16 protein-coding genes are annotated in these 14062 nt (G+C 57.5%); 10 read left to right on the top strand and 6 right to left on the bottom strand.

What is annotated here, in order from left to right; genetic code table 11:
* Positions 1–56: 56 nt before the first annotated feature.
* The 3 genes from hflK to CF137_RS00995 all read left to right on the top strand — a co-directional run bounded on the left by hflK (position 57) and on the right by CF137_RS00995 (position 2386).
* The gene (gene hflK / locus CF137_RS01005; RefSeq protein ID WP_042018513.1) at positions 57–1205 is read left to right on the top strand and encodes an FtsH protease activity modulator HflK; all 1149 of its coding nucleotides are present in this window, start codon (positions 57–59) and stop codon (positions 1203–1205) included.
* Between the two features lie 3 nt (positions 1206–1208).
* Entirely contained in the window at positions 1209–2090 is an 882-nt protein-coding gene (gene hflC / locus CF137_RS01000) for a protease modulator HflC (RefSeq protein WP_101323772.1), read from the top strand.
* Between the two features lie 107 nt (positions 2091–2197).
* Positions 2198–2386: a DUF2065 domain-containing protein gene (locus CF137_RS00995; protein WP_139717279.1), complete on the top strand. Its 189-nt coding sequence runs from the start codon at positions 2198–2200 to the stop codon at positions 2384–2386.
* Between the two features lie 87 nt (positions 2387–2473).
* Here CF137_RS00995 and ispB read toward each other — a convergent pair whose 3' ends face one another.
* Positions 2474–3445, bottom strand: a complete 972-nt coding sequence (gene ispB / locus CF137_RS00990) for an octaprenyl diphosphate synthase (RefSeq protein ID WP_101323774.1) — start codon at positions 3443–3445, stop codon at positions 2474–2476.
* A gap of 242 nt (positions 3446–3687) precedes the next feature.
* On the opposite strand from ispB, the gene rplU reads away from it, so the two are divergent.
* The 7 genes from rplU to CF137_RS00955 all read left to right on the top strand — a co-directional run bounded on the left by rplU (position 3688) and on the right by CF137_RS00955 (position 9621).
* The gene (gene rplU / locus CF137_RS00985; protein WP_005304210.1) at positions 3688–3999 is read left to right on the top strand and encodes a 50S ribosomal protein L21; all 312 of its coding nucleotides are present in this window, start codon (positions 3688–3690) and stop codon (positions 3997–3999) included.
* A gap of 17 nt (positions 4000–4016) precedes the next feature.
* Positions 4017–4274 carry a 50S ribosomal protein L27 gene (rpmA, locus tag CF137_RS00980; RefSeq protein WP_042018503.1) on the top strand — a complete coding sequence of 86 codons (258 nt, stop codon included), beginning with the start codon at positions 4017–4019 and terminating at the stop codon, positions 4272–4274.
* Positions 4275–4464: 190 nt separating this feature from the next.
* Positions 4465–5667 carry an Obg family GTPase CgtA gene (cgtA, locus tag CF137_RS00975; protein WP_101323775.1) on the top strand — a complete coding sequence of 401 codons (1203 nt, stop codon included), beginning with the start codon at positions 4465–4467 and terminating at the stop codon, positions 5665–5667.
* Between the two features lie 367 nt (positions 5668–6034).
* Complete coding sequence (locus CF137_RS00970; RefSeq protein WP_139717277.1) at positions 6035–7405, top strand: YjiH family protein; 1371 nt, start codon at positions 6035–6037, stop codon at positions 7403–7405.
* Positions 7406–7557: 152 nt separating this feature from the next.
* Positions 7558–8547: a luciferase-like monooxygenase gene (locus CF137_RS00965; protein ID WP_139692969.1), complete on the top strand. Its 990-nt coding sequence runs from the start codon at positions 7558–7560 to the stop codon at positions 8545–8547.
* A gap of 3 nt (positions 8548–8550) precedes the next feature.
* A complete protein-coding gene (locus CF137_RS00960) occupies positions 8551–8997 on the top strand; it encodes a bleomycin resistance protein (RefSeq protein ID WP_193556547.1) in 447 nt (148 codons plus the stop codon).
* 123 nt (positions 8998–9120) lie between these two features.
* Positions 9121–9621 carry a 2TM domain-containing protein gene (locus tag CF137_RS00955; protein ID WP_139717275.1) on the top strand — a complete coding sequence of 167 codons (501 nt, stop codon included), beginning with the start codon at positions 9121–9123 and terminating at the stop codon, positions 9619–9621.
* A gap of 116 nt (positions 9622–9737) precedes the next feature.
* Here the strand turns inward: CF137_RS00955 and CF137_RS00950 are convergent, their stop codons facing one another.
* Genes CF137_RS00950 through surA form a run of 5 tightly spaced genes read right to left on the bottom strand, consistent with a single transcriptional unit; the run spans position 9738 to position 14043 of the window.
* The gene (locus CF137_RS00950; RefSeq protein ID WP_139717273.1) at positions 9738–10559 is read right to left on the bottom strand and encodes a symmetrical bis(5'-nucleosyl)-tetraphosphatase; all 822 of its coding nucleotides are present in this window, start codon (positions 10557–10559) and stop codon (positions 9738–9740) included.
* A 6-nt stretch (positions 10560–10565) separates the two neighbouring features.
* The gene (gene apaG, locus CF137_RS00945; RefSeq protein ID WP_139717271.1) at positions 10566–10928 is read right to left on the bottom strand and encodes a Co2+/Mg2+ efflux protein ApaG; all 363 of its coding nucleotides are present in this window, start codon (positions 10926–10928) and stop codon (positions 10566–10568) included.
* Positions 10929–10932: 4 nt separating this feature from the next.
* Entirely contained in the window at positions 10933–11760 is an 828-nt protein-coding gene (gene rsmA, locus CF137_RS00940) for a 16S rRNA (adenine(1518)-N(6)/adenine(1519)-N(6))-dimethyltransferase RsmA (protein ID WP_139692975.1), read from the bottom strand.
* On the bottom strand, positions 11750–12745 hold the full coding sequence (pdxA, locus tag CF137_RS00935) for a 4-hydroxythreonine-4-phosphate dehydrogenase PdxA (RefSeq protein WP_139717268.1): 996 nt from the start codon (positions 12743–12745) through the stop codon (positions 11750–11752). Before pdxA ends, rsmA begins: the two co-directional genes overlap by 11 nt.
* Positions 12745–14043 carry a peptidylprolyl isomerase SurA gene (gene surA, locus CF137_RS00930; RefSeq protein ID WP_101323803.1) on the bottom strand — a complete coding sequence of 433 codons (1299 nt, stop codon included), beginning with the start codon at positions 14041–14043 and terminating at the stop codon, positions 12745–12747. The genes pdxA and surA overlap by 1 nt, the downstream gene beginning before the upstream one ends.
* Between the last annotated feature and the right edge of the window lie 19 nt (positions 14044–14062).

The raw sequence follows: 14062 nt of genomic DNA, 5'->3' as shown, positions 1-14062 counted from the left end.
ACGATTGATGGTCAGATAGGGATGATATCCATCTGCATGTATTAATGGAGACGCTGATGGCTTGGAATGAGCCTGGAAATAACGGCAAAGACCGTGACCCTTGGGGGAATAACGGCAAGAATCAGGGACCCCCTGATCTGGATGCGATGCTGCGCAAGGTGACCAGCCGGTTTGGTGGTCTTTTTGGCGGTGGCAAGTCTGGTGGTGATGTGGGTCGGTTTGGCCTATCCATCGCGCTGGTTGTGGCGGTGGTGGTGTGGGTCGTCAGTGGCTTCTATACCATTCGCGAAGCTGAGCGAGGCGTGGTGCTGCGTTTTGGGGAGTATTCCCATAACGTCGATCCGGGCCTGCGCTGGAAGCCGACCTTTATCGATCGGGTGATCCCGGTGGATGTGGAGTCCGTGCGTTCCCTGCCAGCGTCAGGTTTCATGCTGACTCAGGATGAAAACGTGGTGCGGGTCGAAATGGACGTGCAATACCGTGTCGTCAATCCCGAGCAGTATCTGTTCAGTGTGACCAATGCCGACGAGAGTCTGAGTCAGGCAACCGATAGCGCCCTGCGTTATGTGGTGGGCCATACCCGGATGGACGATGTACTGACTACCGGTCGGGAAAAAGTGCGTCAGGAAACCTGGCAGGTTGTCGATAGCATCGTCGAACCTTACCAGATGGGCCTGCAAATCGTCGACGTCAACTTCTTGCCGGCTCGTCCGCCGGAAGAGGTGAAAGATGCCTTCGATGATGCCATCTCCGCTCAGGAAGATGAGCAGCGCTTTATCCGTGAAGCCGAAGCTTATGCTCGTGAAGTTGAGCCAAAAGCACGTGGCTCGGTCAAGCGTCTGGAACAGGAAGCCGAAGGTTACAAGTCCCAGATCGTGTTGAAGGCCCAGGGTGAAGTTGCTCGCTTCAACGAGTTGCTGCCCCAGTATCAAGCCGCGCCTGAACTGACTCGTGAGCGTATCTACCTGGAAACCATGGAAGAGCTCTATCAGCAGACTAACAAGGTGGTTGTGGACATGCCTGCTGGCAACAACAGCATGATTTATCTGCCGCTCGACAAACTGTCTGGTAAAGCGAACGCGGTACAACCGGCTCGTCCGGCAGGCACGCCAGCTGTTGAATCGACCCCACCTTCTAACGAAGGGGCCAACTCTACACCGACCCCGCTGCGTGGCGGTGACCGTTTCAGCTCAGGGAGAAACTAATAGATGAAAAAAATAGCTATTGGTGTCATCGCTGTAGCGGCCATGTTCTGCTTCTCTTCTGTTTTCATCATTGATGAAGGTCAGAAAGGGATAGTGGTGCAGTTTGGCAAGGTGAAGCGGGTTGAGTCCGGTGAGCCACGGCTCTATGAGCCTGGTCTGCACTTCAAGGTGCCACTCATCGATCAGGTTCGCAAGATGGATGCCCGCATCCAGACGCTGGAAGGCCAGGCAGATCGCTTTGTTACCTCCGAGAAGAAAGACCTCATCATCGACTCCTACGTGAAGTGGAAGATCGAGGACTTCTCCAAGTACTACCTGGCAACCGGTGGTGGCAACAAGATCCAGGCTGAAGACCTGCTCAAGCGTAAAATCAACAACGGTCTGCGTTCCGAGATCGGTAACCGTACCATCAAAGACATCGTCTCTGGTGAGCGCAGTACCGTGATGGAAGATGCGCTGATGAAGATGGCGCGCTCTTCCGAGCTCGGTATCAAGGTGGTTGATGTGCGGATCAAGCAGATCAACCTGCCGGTGGAAGTCTCCAGCTCCATCTATCAGCGGATGCGTGCCGAGCGGACTGCGGTAGCCCGTGAGCATCGCTCCCAGGGTCGTGAGCAGGCTGAAATCCTGCGTGCAGACATCGACCGCAAGGTGACCGTGATGATCGCCGACGCCGAGAGTAATGCGCGGCAACTGCGTGGTGAAGGTGATGCTGAGGCAGCCAAGATCTATGCCGACAGCTACAAGAAAGACCCCGAGTTTTTCAGCTTCGTGCGTAGTATGGAGGCCTATCGCAAGAGCTTCGCCGGTGGCAACGACCTGATGGTTCTGAAGCCGGACAGCGAGTTCTTCCGCTACCTCAAATCTCCTAACGGCACCAAGTAATTATCGCCGCGAGGTTATCTCAAAAGGGTCTGACACATCAGACCCTTTTGTTTTGAGTGCTAAAGCCACCTGTCGATGCGGGTGGCTTTTTTATTTAAGGGGACAAGATGCTGACATCTATGCTGGCAGGATTGGGGCTGTTATTGCTGTTTGAAGGGCTGGGTCCGCTGCTGGTCCCAAAAGTATGGCAACAGATGCTGCGTCTGCTGAGCGAGCTGCCTCCGGAGCAGTTGCGCCGCATCGGAGGGTCCCTGGTGGTGGCCGGGCTGGTGATCCTCTGGATGTTGAACCACTGAGTTTTGATACTTGGCGCCGGCCGTTGAATGACAGGCAATAAAAAAGAGGCGTGCGCCTCTTTTTTATTTGCCAGGGGAGCGGCAGACTTAGGCGCTGCGTTGTACCGCCATGTGAGCAAGGGTTTCCAGCGCCTGCTTGTGGCGGGAGTCCGGCAGGATGGCGAGGGCGGCAATGGCCTTGTCAGCCTCCTCCCGGGCACGCATGCGTGAGTACTCCAGCGCACCGGTACGGTCGAGAATCCCGAGGATCTGGTCGAGATGCTCCATACCATTGCGGTGCTCGATGGCATCGCGCACCAGCTGACGCTCTTCCGCACTGCCTACAGCCATGGCCCGCAGTAGCGGCAGGGTCGGCTTGCCTTCAGCCAGATCGTCACCGACGTTCTTGCCCATCTCCTCGCTCTGGGAGCAGTAATCCATCACGTCATCGATGATCTGGAACGCGGTGCCCAGATACTTGCCGTAATCGGTCATCGCCTGCTCGATGGGCTCGGGCTGATGGGTCAGTACGGCGGCGAGGCGAGTGGCGGCCTCGAACAGCTTGGCGGTCTTGCAGTAGATGACCGTCATGTAACTCTGCTCGGTGGTATCCGGGTCGTTACAGTTCATCAACTGCAACACTTCCCCTTCTGCAATGGTGTTGGTGGCATCCGACAGGATCTCCATCACCCGCAGGTTGGAGAGTTCGGCCATCATCTGGAAGGAGCGGCTATAGAGATAATCACCGACCAAGACGCTTGCGGCATTGCCAAACATGGCATTCGCCGTTTCACGGCCGCGACGCAGATCGGATTCATCGACCACGTCATCATGCAGCAAAGTGGAGGTGTGGATAAATTCGATGATAGCGGCCAGTTTCAGGTGATCCTCACCTTCATAGCCGAGCGCGCGGGCGGCCATCACTGTCAGCATGGGGCGCATTCGCTTGCCGCCGGCACTGACAATGTAGAAACCCAGCTGATTGATCAGACTAACATCGGACTGGAGTCGGGCCAGGATCAGTTCATTGACCGCCGTCATGTCGGCGGCACAGAGCGCACGGATAGTCTGTTGGTCCATAAGTCTCGTAACGTGACAGCAGCAATAACTGCGATTTTAGTAATGGCGGGGATTCTACACGATTTCACAATGGGTTACAGTTAGGTGTTTATCCACGGCGGCAGATATGCGCACAAAATAAACTTTTTGCTAAATTGGCCTTGCCTGAGCAAATCGATTTGCGTAGAATGCCCGCCCATTGTTATAGGTTTTTGCGCATGTCTAGCCTTGAGCAAAAGACATGCCTTTACGGAGTTAATCAAATGTACGCGGTATTCCAAAGCGGCGGAAAACAACACCGTGTGGCCGAAGGTCAAATCGTTCGTCTGGAAAAGCTGAACGTTGAGACTGGCGCTACCATCGACTTCAACGAAGTTCTGATGGTTGCTGCAGGCGACACTTTTAAAGTAGGTGCTCCTTTTGTTGAAGGTGGCAAGGTTGTAGCTGAAGTTGTGGCTCACGGCCGTGGCGAGAAAGTGACTATCGTCAAGTTCCGTCGTCGTAAGCACCATCGCAAGCAAGCGGGCCACCGTCAGTGGTTCACTGAAGTCAAAATCACTGGCATCAGCGCTTAATTAGAGGAGTCCGATAGATGGCACACAAAAAAGCTGGCGGTTCATCCCGCAACGGTCGCGATTCTGAAGCTAAACGCCTTGGCGTGAAGCGTTTCGGCGGCGAAACAGTTCTGGCTGGCAGCATCATCGTTCGTCAGCGTGGCACCAAGTTCCATGCTGGTACTAACGTTGGTCTGGGAACAGATCACACCCTGTTCGCGAAAGCGACTGGTAAAATCCTGTTCGAAGTTAAAGGTCCGCTGAATCGTAAATACGTAAGCATCATTGCTGAGTAATTACGGACCGCAAGGATCCGAAGCCCCGCCAACAGGCGGGGCTTTTGTTTTTCTGAATTGTTGACGAAAAAACGGAACGCAGATGACCCGTGCCTCGACAGAGGTGTGGATTGCCAAGATGCGTATCGCCCGCAGGGGTCTGTACCACTATAATCGCGTATCGGTTTTTCGAATTAAGGTGACGGTGCCTATGAAGTTTGTTGATGAAGTCCAGATTCGAGTCGATGCCGGCGATGGTGGTAACGGTTGCGTAAGCTTTCGCCGGGAATTGTATATTCCGAACGGTGGACCCGATGGTGGTGATGGTGGTGACGGTGGTGATGTTTATCTGCTGGCAGATGAGAACCTCAATACCCTGATCGACTACCGTTTCGAGCGCTTCCATGCTGCCGAGCGTGGGGAAAATGGTCGTAGTGCCAACTGTACTGGTCATCGTGGTAAGGATCGGGTGCTGCGCGTGCCGGTCGGTACCCGTGCCAGTGACGAAGATACCGGTGAGCGACTGGGTGACTTGACCAGCCATGGCCAGAAGCTGATGGTTGCCAAAGGTGGTTTCCACGGTTTGGGTAACACCCGTTTCAAGAGTTCAGTTAACCGTGCTCCCCGTCAGAAGAGTAATGGTACTCCGGGCGAAGTACGTACCCTCAAGCTGGAGCTGCTGCTGCTGGCCGACGTCGGCATGCTGGGTCTGCCCAACGCGGGCAAGTCTACCTTTATTCGCGCGGTCTCTGCTGCTCGTCCCAAGGTAGCCGATTATCCCTTCACCACCCTGGTACCGAATCTGGGTGTGGTGCGTGGTGAGAACTCCCGCTCTTTCGTGATCGCCGATATTCCGGGTCTGATCGAAGGTGCTGCTGACGGTGCAGGTCTCGGTATTCGTTTCCTGAAACACCTTGAGCGTTGCCGTGTATTGCTCCATCTGGTGGATATTTGCCCGGTCGATGGTTCTGATCCTGCGCAAAATGCCGTCACCATTGTGGGCGAGCTGGAGAAGTACAGCCCCGAGCTGGCAGGCAAACCGCGCTGGTTGGTGTTCAACAAGATGGATCTGATCCTGGAAGAAGAAGCCCAGGAAGTGATGGATCGCGTCAAGGCGGCCCTGAACCATGAAGGTCCGGTCTACGCCATCACCGCCATCAGCAAGGAAGGTACCAAGAAGGTCTGCTACGACATTCTGGACTTGCTGGACACCATGCCTCGTCAACTGGCGCAAGATGCGCAAGATGCTATCGAGAAGGTTGAGTTCAAGTGGGACGATTACCACAAGAATCAGCTGGCTCAAGCTGAAGCTGAAGCGCTCGCCGCTTCTGTGGCCTTCGACGAAGGGCTGGATGACGACGATTGGGATGACGACGAAGATGATGGTGTTGAAGTCATCTACGTGCGTGACTGATCCCCGTTACTGTCACTGAAAACCGGAGCCTTCGCAGGCTCCGGTTTTTTTATACCTGTCGAGCAACCACTGATTCGATGAGTCGGTTACATCAGCTATTGCCGAGCCTTTGGTACGGGTTATTCCGCCCACAAAATCCAACAAAAATGAAACAATAATCTGGCGATGTCGATTGAATCGATATGCGTTGCCGTATCCGGTTGTTTTGATGAAAGGTTTACCTGTGGAAATATTTATGCGTAATTCACGCGACTAAGGGCTTGTTTGAGCATTTTTTTAGAGTATTCTTGCGCCCGCTATTGCTGGTCAATGGGTGAATATGCAGGTTGGCCAGGCCAGGTAAATGTAACATTAGGGCTGTCATATCATGTTGGAAAAGAGTCTCGAAGCACCCGCGGTCAATACCCGCCGTAACTTGTTGATGTTTTTGGTTCCTTCACTTATCGGGATCCTGCTGTTCATGACGCCGGTCGTCTATGACGCTAACGTCACCATCCCGGTTGCCGTGTTGGCCAAGCTGGTGCAGCGGGTGTTTGCCGATTATCTGGTGGCCATGGTCAGTGCGGTGATCACCACCACCATGCTGATGACGGTGATTGCCTGGTTGTTCAAGCCGGCGCTTCTGGTGCGCCGCCCTTTCCTCAACAGTTTGTTCAATGTCTCCCCTTTCTGGGCCTGTGTGCGGGTGTTGGGCGGTATTTTCGTGCTGTTGACCTTCTTCCAGGTGGGGCCAGAGTTGCTCTATTCCGGCGCAACCGGTGGTCTGGTGTTGCACGATCTGCTGCCGGTGCTGTTTTCGGTCTTCCTGTTTGCCGGTTTGTTACTGCCACTGCTGCTCGATTTCGGGCTGCTGGAATTTGTCGGCACCATGATGACCCGCATCATGCGCCCGGTATTCCGCTTGCCGGGTCGCTCTGCAGTGGACTGCTTTGCCTCCTGGCTTGGCGATGGCAGCGTTGGCATCCTGCTGACCAGCAAGCAGTATGAAGGGAAGTTCTATACCCAGCGTGAAGCTGCTGTGATTGGCACCACCTTCTCTGCAGTCTCCATCACCTTCTGTCTGGTGGTGATCTCCCAGGTGAAGCTGGAGCACATGTTCGTCCCCTTCTACTTGACCGTCTGCCTGGCAGGTGTGGTCGCTGCCATCGTGGTGCCGCGTTTGCCACCGCTCTCTTGGAAGAAAGATATCTATGCCGATGGCACGCCCTTATGCCGCAAGCAAGAGGCCGTGCCGCATCAGCACAGCGTGATGAGCTATGGCTTTGAGCGGGCCTTGACCAAGGCTGATAATGTGAGTGACCTGGGCGCGGTAGCACGGGAAGGGGTGAAGAATGCGCTGGATATGATATTTGGCGTATTACCGGTGGTGATGGCGATCGGCACCTGTGCTTTGATACTGGCCGAACACACCCCTATCTTCAACTGGCTTGGCGCCCCGTTCGTCCCTTTGCTGGAGCTGCTGCAACTGCCGGAGGCGGAAGCGGCCTCCAAGACCATCATGGTCGGTTTTGCCGACATGTTCATTCCGGCGGTGCTGGCCTCGACCATAGAGAGCGACATGACCCGCTTCGTGATTGCCGCCATGTCGGTGACCCAGCTGATCTATATGTCGGAAGTGGGGGCCCTGCTGCTGGGCAGCAAGATCCCGGTCAAGCTGTGGGAGCTGTTCGTTATCTTCCTGCTGCGCACCCTGGTCACCTTGCCGGTCATCGCTGCTGTGGCGCACCTGTTGTTCTGATCATGCCGCAGTGCTGAAAAAGGCCATCCCGCTTGCGGGGTGGCCTTTTTGCATCGGGCGCGTGCGCCCCTGCAGGGCAGATGTGTTCCGTTCGAACATCTCATGCTAGAGTGCCCCTCTGTTAGCAAATTGTGATGCAATGGAGTGTATTTATGTCTGCCATCCCCTATTCCGTGCTCGATCTGGTGCCTGTTGCCGAAGGTTCTGTACCTGCCGAGTCGTTTCGCCGTTCGCGGGATCTCGCCCGCCATGCCGAGGGCTGGGGCTACCGGCGCTACTGGCTGGCCGAGCATCACAACATGCCGGGCATTGCCAGCGCCGCCACCTCGGTGCTGATCGGTCATCTGGCCGAGGCCACCACCACTTTGCGGATCGGGGCGGGCGGCATCATGTTGCCGAACCACTCGCCGCTGGTCATTGCCGAGCAGTTTGGCACGCTAAGCTCTCTTTACCCTGACCGCATCGATCTTGGTCTTGGCCGTGCGCCCGGGACCGATCAGCGCACCATGCGGGCGCTGCGGCGTATGCGCAGTGGTGAGGTGGATGATTTCCCGGCCGATGTGCGCGAGCTGATGAGTTACTTTGGCGACGAGATCGGCGCGGTGCAGGCGGTGCCCGGTCAGGGGCTACATCTGCCAGTCTGGCTGCTGGGCTCCAGCCTCTACAGCGCGCAACTGGCGGCGGCGATGGGCTTGCCGTTTGGTTTTGCCTCCCATTTCGCCCCTGCCATGTTGCTGCAAGCGCTGGAGATCTACCGCAGCCAGTATCGCCCGTCCGCTCGCTGGCCCAAGCCTCATGCAGTGGTCTGCATCAATATGATCGCTGCCGATAGCGAGCGGGAGGCTCGCTTCCAGTTCACCACAGTACAGCAGCAGTTCTTGCGCCTCCATCGCGGTGATGCGGGCAAGCTGCCCGCGCCGATCGCCCAGCTTGGCGACGAGTGGGCGCCCCGTGAACTGATGGCGATGGAGCAGACTCTGGCTCGCTCTCTGGTGGGGGATCCGGAGCAGGTTCGTCACGGTCTCAAGGCGCTGCTGGCTGAAACCCGGGCCGATGAGCTGATGTTCAATGGCCCCATCGTCGATCATCAAGCCCGGTTGCGCTCTTTCGAGATCGCCGCCGAGCTGATGCAGAGCCTGTAAGCCATGACGAATCCAACTGTCGCAGTGGATGAGGTGTATTGGAACCCCATGGTGCCGGAGTTGTCGGTCACCGATCTGGCTTGCTCTCTGGCGTTCTATACCGGCTTGTTGGGCTTCTCAGTCCGCTATCGGCGTGATGACCCTCCTTTTGCTTATCTGGAGCAGCAACAGGTACAGCTGATGCTGGAACAGGTTCATCCGGCGGGTTGGCAGGTCGGGGCGTTGGAACCACCGTTCGGTCGGGGGATCAATCTGCAGATGGAGCTGAGCGATATCCAGCCGCTACTCGACCGATTGCAGCGCGCTGACATTGTGCTCTTCCGGCAGCCCGCTGAAGTCTGGTATCCGGTGGGCGAAATGCTGGCCGGGCAGCGCGAATTTTTGCTGCAGGATCCCGATGGTTATCTGCTACGGTTTGTTCAATATCTGGGGGAACGACCGGCTGACTGACAATGGTCACACCTTAACCATCTGATTTTAAAGGACTGTCAGGTGAGTGTCGGCCATCTGTCGTGTCACCTTGCGCTGCGCAAGCCCTATGCTGGCCCTGTCAATTACCACAAGGAGTTCGCGATGATCGTCAGGAAGTTGAGATTGCAACGGGGTTGGTCCCAGGATCAGTTGGCGACGATGACTGGCTTGAGTGTCCGCACTATCCAGCGGATCGAGCAGGGGCAGCAACTCGGACTGGAATCTCTCAAGGCCCTGGCCTCCGTCTTTGAACTCGATGTGGCTCAATTGGATGGGTCAGAGCAACAGGAGCGCGAGATGAGAGGAAGTGACGCTATGGATCGGGATGCGGTGCAGGTATCGGCAGAAGAGCGGGAAGCCATGCGCTATGTGGAGGGGCTCAAGGGCTTCTATCACCATGTCGCCAGCTATGTGGTGGTGATCTGCGGGCTGTTTGTCATCAACTACTTGAGCAATCCGGAGTACATCTGGGCCTGGTGGCCAGCGCTGGGCTGGGGGTTGGGACTTGCCTCCCATGCCATTCGGGTATTTCAGCCGTTCAAGCTGTTTGGCCCTGAGTGGGAGCGGCGCCAGATCGAAAAACGGTTGGGGCGCAAGTTGTAACGTTGTCCGCCCGGAACACAGAGAAAAACAGAAAGCCCGGCAGCTTGCCGGGCTTTGTCATTGATGCGGTTCTTGGCAATCAGTGCGGCAGCGACCGCCTGCTTACAGCACCGCCCCTAGCTGGCGTGAACCGGGCAGGGGGTGGTGATCAACTCATCATCTTCGTAGCGCCACAGGGTGAGGCTGTTGCCCCAGACGCAGCCGGTATCGAGCGCCTTGATATCGCTTTTGCCGGTGTTGCCCATCAGGGCAGCCCAGTGGCCAAACACCAGAATGGGGTCATCCACGTGGTGTTCCCGCTGCTCGAACCAGGGGCGCAGCCCTGGGGTCGACTCCTTGGGGCCCTTCTTGCATTTGAAGTCGAGACGACCGTCGAAATAGCAGAAGCGCATCCGGGTGAAGGTGTTGATGATGTAGCGGTAGCGGTCGATCCCGACCAGGTCATCTTGCCAGCCATCGGGCTGATCGCCATACATGTTGTGCAGCAGCCACTGGTACTGATCGCCGCGCAGCAGGCTCTCTACCTCGCGGGCGCAGTTGCGGGCGGTGCGGGCATCCCAGGCCGGAGAGATACCGGCATGCACCATCATGATGGGCAGATCCGGATGCTCGGCCAGCAGCGGGCGGTGGCGTAGCCAATCCAGCAGTTCATCCCGATCCGGGGCATCCATCAGGCTCTGCAGCTTGTCTTTCTTTTTCAGCGGCGCGACGCCATTAGCGACCGCCAACAGGTGCAGGTCGTGATTACCGAGCACGGCGACGGCGCGGTTGCCCAACCCTTTGACGAAACGCAGGGTATTGAGGGAGTCCGGGCCGCGGGCGACCAGGTCGCCGCAGAGCCAGAGTGTGTCATTGCCCGGATCGAACGCGGCAAGATCCAGCAGACGGCGCAAGTCGTCGTAACAGCCCTGGATGTCACCGACAAAATAGTTCGCCATGAAACCTCAGTTGATAATATTGGGGATGGCCAGCGTGAAGGGGGCGATGGGCGCCTCGAACTGCTGACCAGAGCCATCTTGCAGGGTATAGCTCCCTTCCATCACCCCAAGCGGGGTCGCCAGCGGCACGCCACTCTGGTAGCGGTAGGTCTCACCTTCGGCGATGACGGGTTGTTCCCCCACCACGCCTGGGCCTGCCACTTCCTGCATCTTGCCATTGGCATCGGTGATGAGCCAGCGCCGGTGCAGCAGTTGCACCGGGCCGAGCCCCAGATTCTCAATCTCGATCAGATAGTGAAACTGGTAAGGGTCTTTGGACTCCGCCACATACACGGGGTATGGGCGGATCTCGATGTGCGGGTGAGCCACAGGATCAGGCCTGTTGCTGATCCGCCAGCCAGTTGGCGATCATGACAAACTGCTCGAGGGAGAGGTTCTCCGGACGCAGGTTGCCATCGATACCAAGCTCGGTCAGCTGGGCGTCGGTAATGAAGTTGGAGAAGCTGTTGCGGATGGTCTTGCGACGCTGGCCAAAGCCCTCGGTACAGACGCGGCTGAGGCAACGAATGTCTTTGGCGACTATGGTCGGGTTTTTGTGCGGCATCAGGCGCACTACGGCAGAGTCGACCTTGGGGGCGGGTTTGAAGGCGCCCGGGCCCACTTCCAGCACCGGTACAACCTGACAGTAGTACTGAACCATCACGCTCAGGCGGCCATAGGCTTTGCTGCCAGGACCGGCACACATCCGCAATACCACTTCCTTTTGCAGCATGAAGTGCATGTCTTCAACCCGGTCGGCAAATTCGCACAGGTGGAAGATCAGCGGAGTGGAGATGTTATACGGCAGGTTGCCGAAGATCCGCAGTGGCCCTTTGCCTTCACCCATCAGGGTGCCGAAGTCGAAACGCATGGCATCGGCTTCGATGACGGTCAGCTTGTCTTTGAGGGTCGGGTGCTCGCGCAGGCGCGCCGCCAGATCCCGGTCCAGCTCGACCACTGTCATCTTGTCCATCTGGGAGGCGACCGGCTCGGTCAGCGCAGCCAGACCCGGACCGATCTCCACCAGATTCTGACCCGGTTGCGGGTTGATGGCGGCGACGATCTGGTCGATCACATAGCGATCGTGCAAGAAGTTTTGACCGAATCGCTTACGGGCGGTGTGACCCATATGCACTTTATTGCTCTGCGCCTTACTGCTCATATCTTTTTTTCTCTACCATCTTGATGGCGTGGTTAATCGCGGTGATCAGACTGCCCGAATCCGCCAAGCCTTTGCCTGCCAGATCCAGTGCGGTGCCGTGATCCACCGAAGTGCGGATGAAGGGAAGCCCCAGAGTGATATTGACCGAACTGCCAAAGCCCTTGTATTTGAGCACCGGCAGCCCCTGGTCGTGGTACATGGCGAGTACCGCATCCGCATCCTTGAGGTATTTTTCCTGGAACAGGGTGTCGGCCGGCAATGGGCCGACCAGATCGATCCCCTCCTGGCGCAGATTGGCCAGAGCGGGTTCGATCACGTCAATCTCTTCACGTCCGAGGTGGCCACCTTCCCCGGCATGGGGATTGAGACCGCAGACGTAAATACGGGGTTTGGCGATGCCAAACTTGGTGGTGAGATCCTCGTTGAGGATCCTGATCACCTTGCCGAGGCGATCCTCGGTAATGGCCATTGCCACGTAGGCGAGGGGGATGTGAGTGGTCGCCAGTGCGACCCGTAGCCCCTCGGTTGCCAGCAGCATCACCACATCGGCGGTATTGGACTGCTGGGCAAAGAATTCGGTGTGACCGCTGAACGAGACGCCGGCCTGATTGATGATCCCCTTGTGCACCGGTCCGGTCACCACGGCGGCAAATTCACCGCTGAGGTTACCATCACAGGCGCGTTGCAGGGTCGCCAGCACATAGGCGCCATTGCCTTCGTTCAACTCGCCCGGCACCACGGGGACGCCGAGGGTGACCGGACAGATGGTCAGGGTGCCAGCCCGCTGGGGGCGGGCAGGGGCGGCAGCATCATAGGGTTCAAGCTCGACGCTGAGCCCCAGCAGGGCTGCCCGCTCGCGCAGCAGCAGCGGATCGGCGATCACCACCAACTGGTGGGGCCAATCCTGCTGGGCAATCTGCAGCACCAGATCCGGGCCGATCCCGGCTGGTTCGCCCGGGGTAACGGCAAGACGACGGCAGCTCATCAGCTGCTGGCGCCTTCGATCTGGATGTAGGCCTCGTCACGCAGCTCGTCCAGCCATGCCTGGGACTCTTCCACGAAGCGGCGGTTGTAGATCAGCTGGTAGGCGCGCTGCTCCTGAGCCTTGTCGGTGGCATCCTGACTGCGGCGATCTTCCAGCTGAACGATGTGCCAGCCATGGCTGGTACGGAACGGGGCGCTGATCTGGCCCGGTTGCAGGCGGTTGACCATGTCGCGGAACTCCGGCACATAGACGTTGGGATCAGACCAGCCCAGTTCGCCACCCTGCACCGCAGAGCCCGGATCTTCGGAGTGCTTCTCTGCCATGCTGGCGAAGCTGGCCTTGCCGCTCTTGATGTCGTGCAGAATGCCGTCCAGCATCCCTTTGGCTTTCTCTTCGCTCAGGATGATGGAGGGCTTGATCAGGATGTGACGGGCCTTTACCTCGGTCTGCATCACTTGTTGCTGACCCTTGGTGTCGAACACCTTGACGATGTGCAGGCCGGCACCGGAGCGCAGCGGGCCGACGATGTCACCCTTGTTGGCGCCCTGTACAGCTTCGGCCATCAGGGTCGGCATCTCTTGCGGGCTCATCCAGCCCCAGTCACCCCCTTCCAGAGCTTTGGGGCCGTTACTCTCGGCAATAGCCAGCTTGCGGAAGTCAGCACCTTGCTTGAGGGCGGCCAGAATACGGTCAATCTTGCTCTTGGCGGCATCCAGCTGGGCAGCGGTGGGGTTGTCCGGCAGGGCAATCTGGATATGACCGACGTGATATTCATTCTGCTGTTGGCCCTGTTTTTTCAGAACCTCGACCACCTGCTTCACCTCCTGTTCGGAGATGTTGATGCGACGACGCACCTGATTGCGGCGCACTTCATTCATCAGGATTTCGCGGCGCACCTCTTCCCGATACTGGGCATAGGTCATCCCTTCACGGGCGAGTTGAGCACGTAGCTGCTCCAGGGTCATCTTGTTATCGGCCGCGATCCCCTGAATAGCTTGCTCCAGCTGGGTATCACTGATTTTCAGTCCCTGACGATCCGCCAGTTGCAACTGCAAGCTCTCCTGGATCAGTCGATCCAGCGCCTGTTTGCGCAGGGTGGCATCGTCAGGCAGGGATTGGCCGCTCTCCTGAGCGGAAAGTTTTACCTTGTTGACCAGTGCGTCCTGTTGACTGGACAGCACCACGTCCTTGTTGACCACGGCCAGTACCTTGTCCATCAGCTCGGGCGCCGCCAGGGCAGCCTGACTCATGGCACCAAACATTCCCGCGGTCAGCAGGGCAATCAGGGTCTTTTTCATATCCATCTCTCAAGGCTGG

It is taken from the genome of Aeromonas sobria (assembly GCF_006243315.1).
Taxonomy (GTDB): domain Bacteria; phylum Pseudomonadota; class Gammaproteobacteria; order Enterobacterales; family Aeromonadaceae; genus Aeromonas; species Aeromonas sobria_A.
This window is presented reverse-complemented; position numbering and strand designations above follow the sequence as displayed.

Bases quoted from the DNA above. Each gene is read 5' to 3' on its own strand.
- CF137_RS00965 (WP_139692969.1), top strand. From the start codon at position 7,558: ATGTCTGCCATCCCCTATTCCGTGCTCGATCTGGTGCCTGTTGCCGAA.
- rplU (WP_005304210.1), top strand. From the start codon at position 3,688: ATGTACGCGGTATTCCAAAGCGGCGGAAAACAACACCGTGTGGCCGAA.
- CF137_RS00955 (WP_139717275.1), top strand. From the start codon at position 9,121: ATGATCGTCAGGAAGTTGAGATTGCAACGGGGTTGGTCCCAGGATCAG.
- pdxA (WP_139717268.1), bottom strand. From the start codon at position 12,745: ATGAGCTGCCGTCGTCTTGCCGTTACCCCGGGCGAACCAGCCGGGATC.
- hflK (WP_042018513.1), top strand. From the start codon at position 57: ATGGCTTGGAATGAGCCTGGAAATAACGGCAAAGACCGTGACCCTTGG.
- rsmA (WP_139692975.1), bottom strand. From the start codon at position 11,760: ATGAGCAGTAAGGCGCAGAGCAATAAAGTGCATATGGGTCACACCGCC.
- rpmA (WP_042018503.1), top strand. From the start codon at position 4,017: ATGGCACACAAAAAAGCTGGCGGTTCATCCCGCAACGGTCGCGATTCT.
- CF137_RS00960 (WP_193556547.1), top strand. From the start codon at position 8,551: ATGACGAATCCAACTGTCGCAGTGGATGAGGTGTATTGGAACCCCATG.
- surA (WP_101323803.1), bottom strand. From the start codon at position 14,043: ATGAAAAAGACCCTGATTGCCCTGCTGACCGCGGGAATGTTTGGTGCC.
- ispB (WP_101323774.1), bottom strand. From the start codon at position 3,445: ATGGACCAACAGACTATCCGTGCGCTCTGTGCCGCCGACATGACGGCG.
- CF137_RS00995 (WP_139717279.1), top strand. From the start codon at position 2,198: ATGCTGACATCTATGCTGGCAGGATTGGGGCTGTTATTGCTGTTTGAA.
- cgtA (WP_101323775.1), top strand. From the start codon at position 4,465: ATGAAGTTTGTTGATGAAGTCCAGATTCGAGTCGATGCCGGCGATGGT.
- CF137_RS00970 (WP_139717277.1), top strand. From the start codon at position 6,035: ATGTTGGAAAAGAGTCTCGAAGCACCCGCGGTCAATACCCGCCGTAAC.
- hflC (WP_101323772.1), top strand. From the start codon at position 1,209: ATGAAAAAAATAGCTATTGGTGTCATCGCTGTAGCGGCCATGTTCTGC.
- CF137_RS00950 (WP_139717273.1), bottom strand. From the start codon at position 10,559: ATGGCGAACTATTTTGTCGGTGACATCCAGGGCTGTTACGACGACTTG.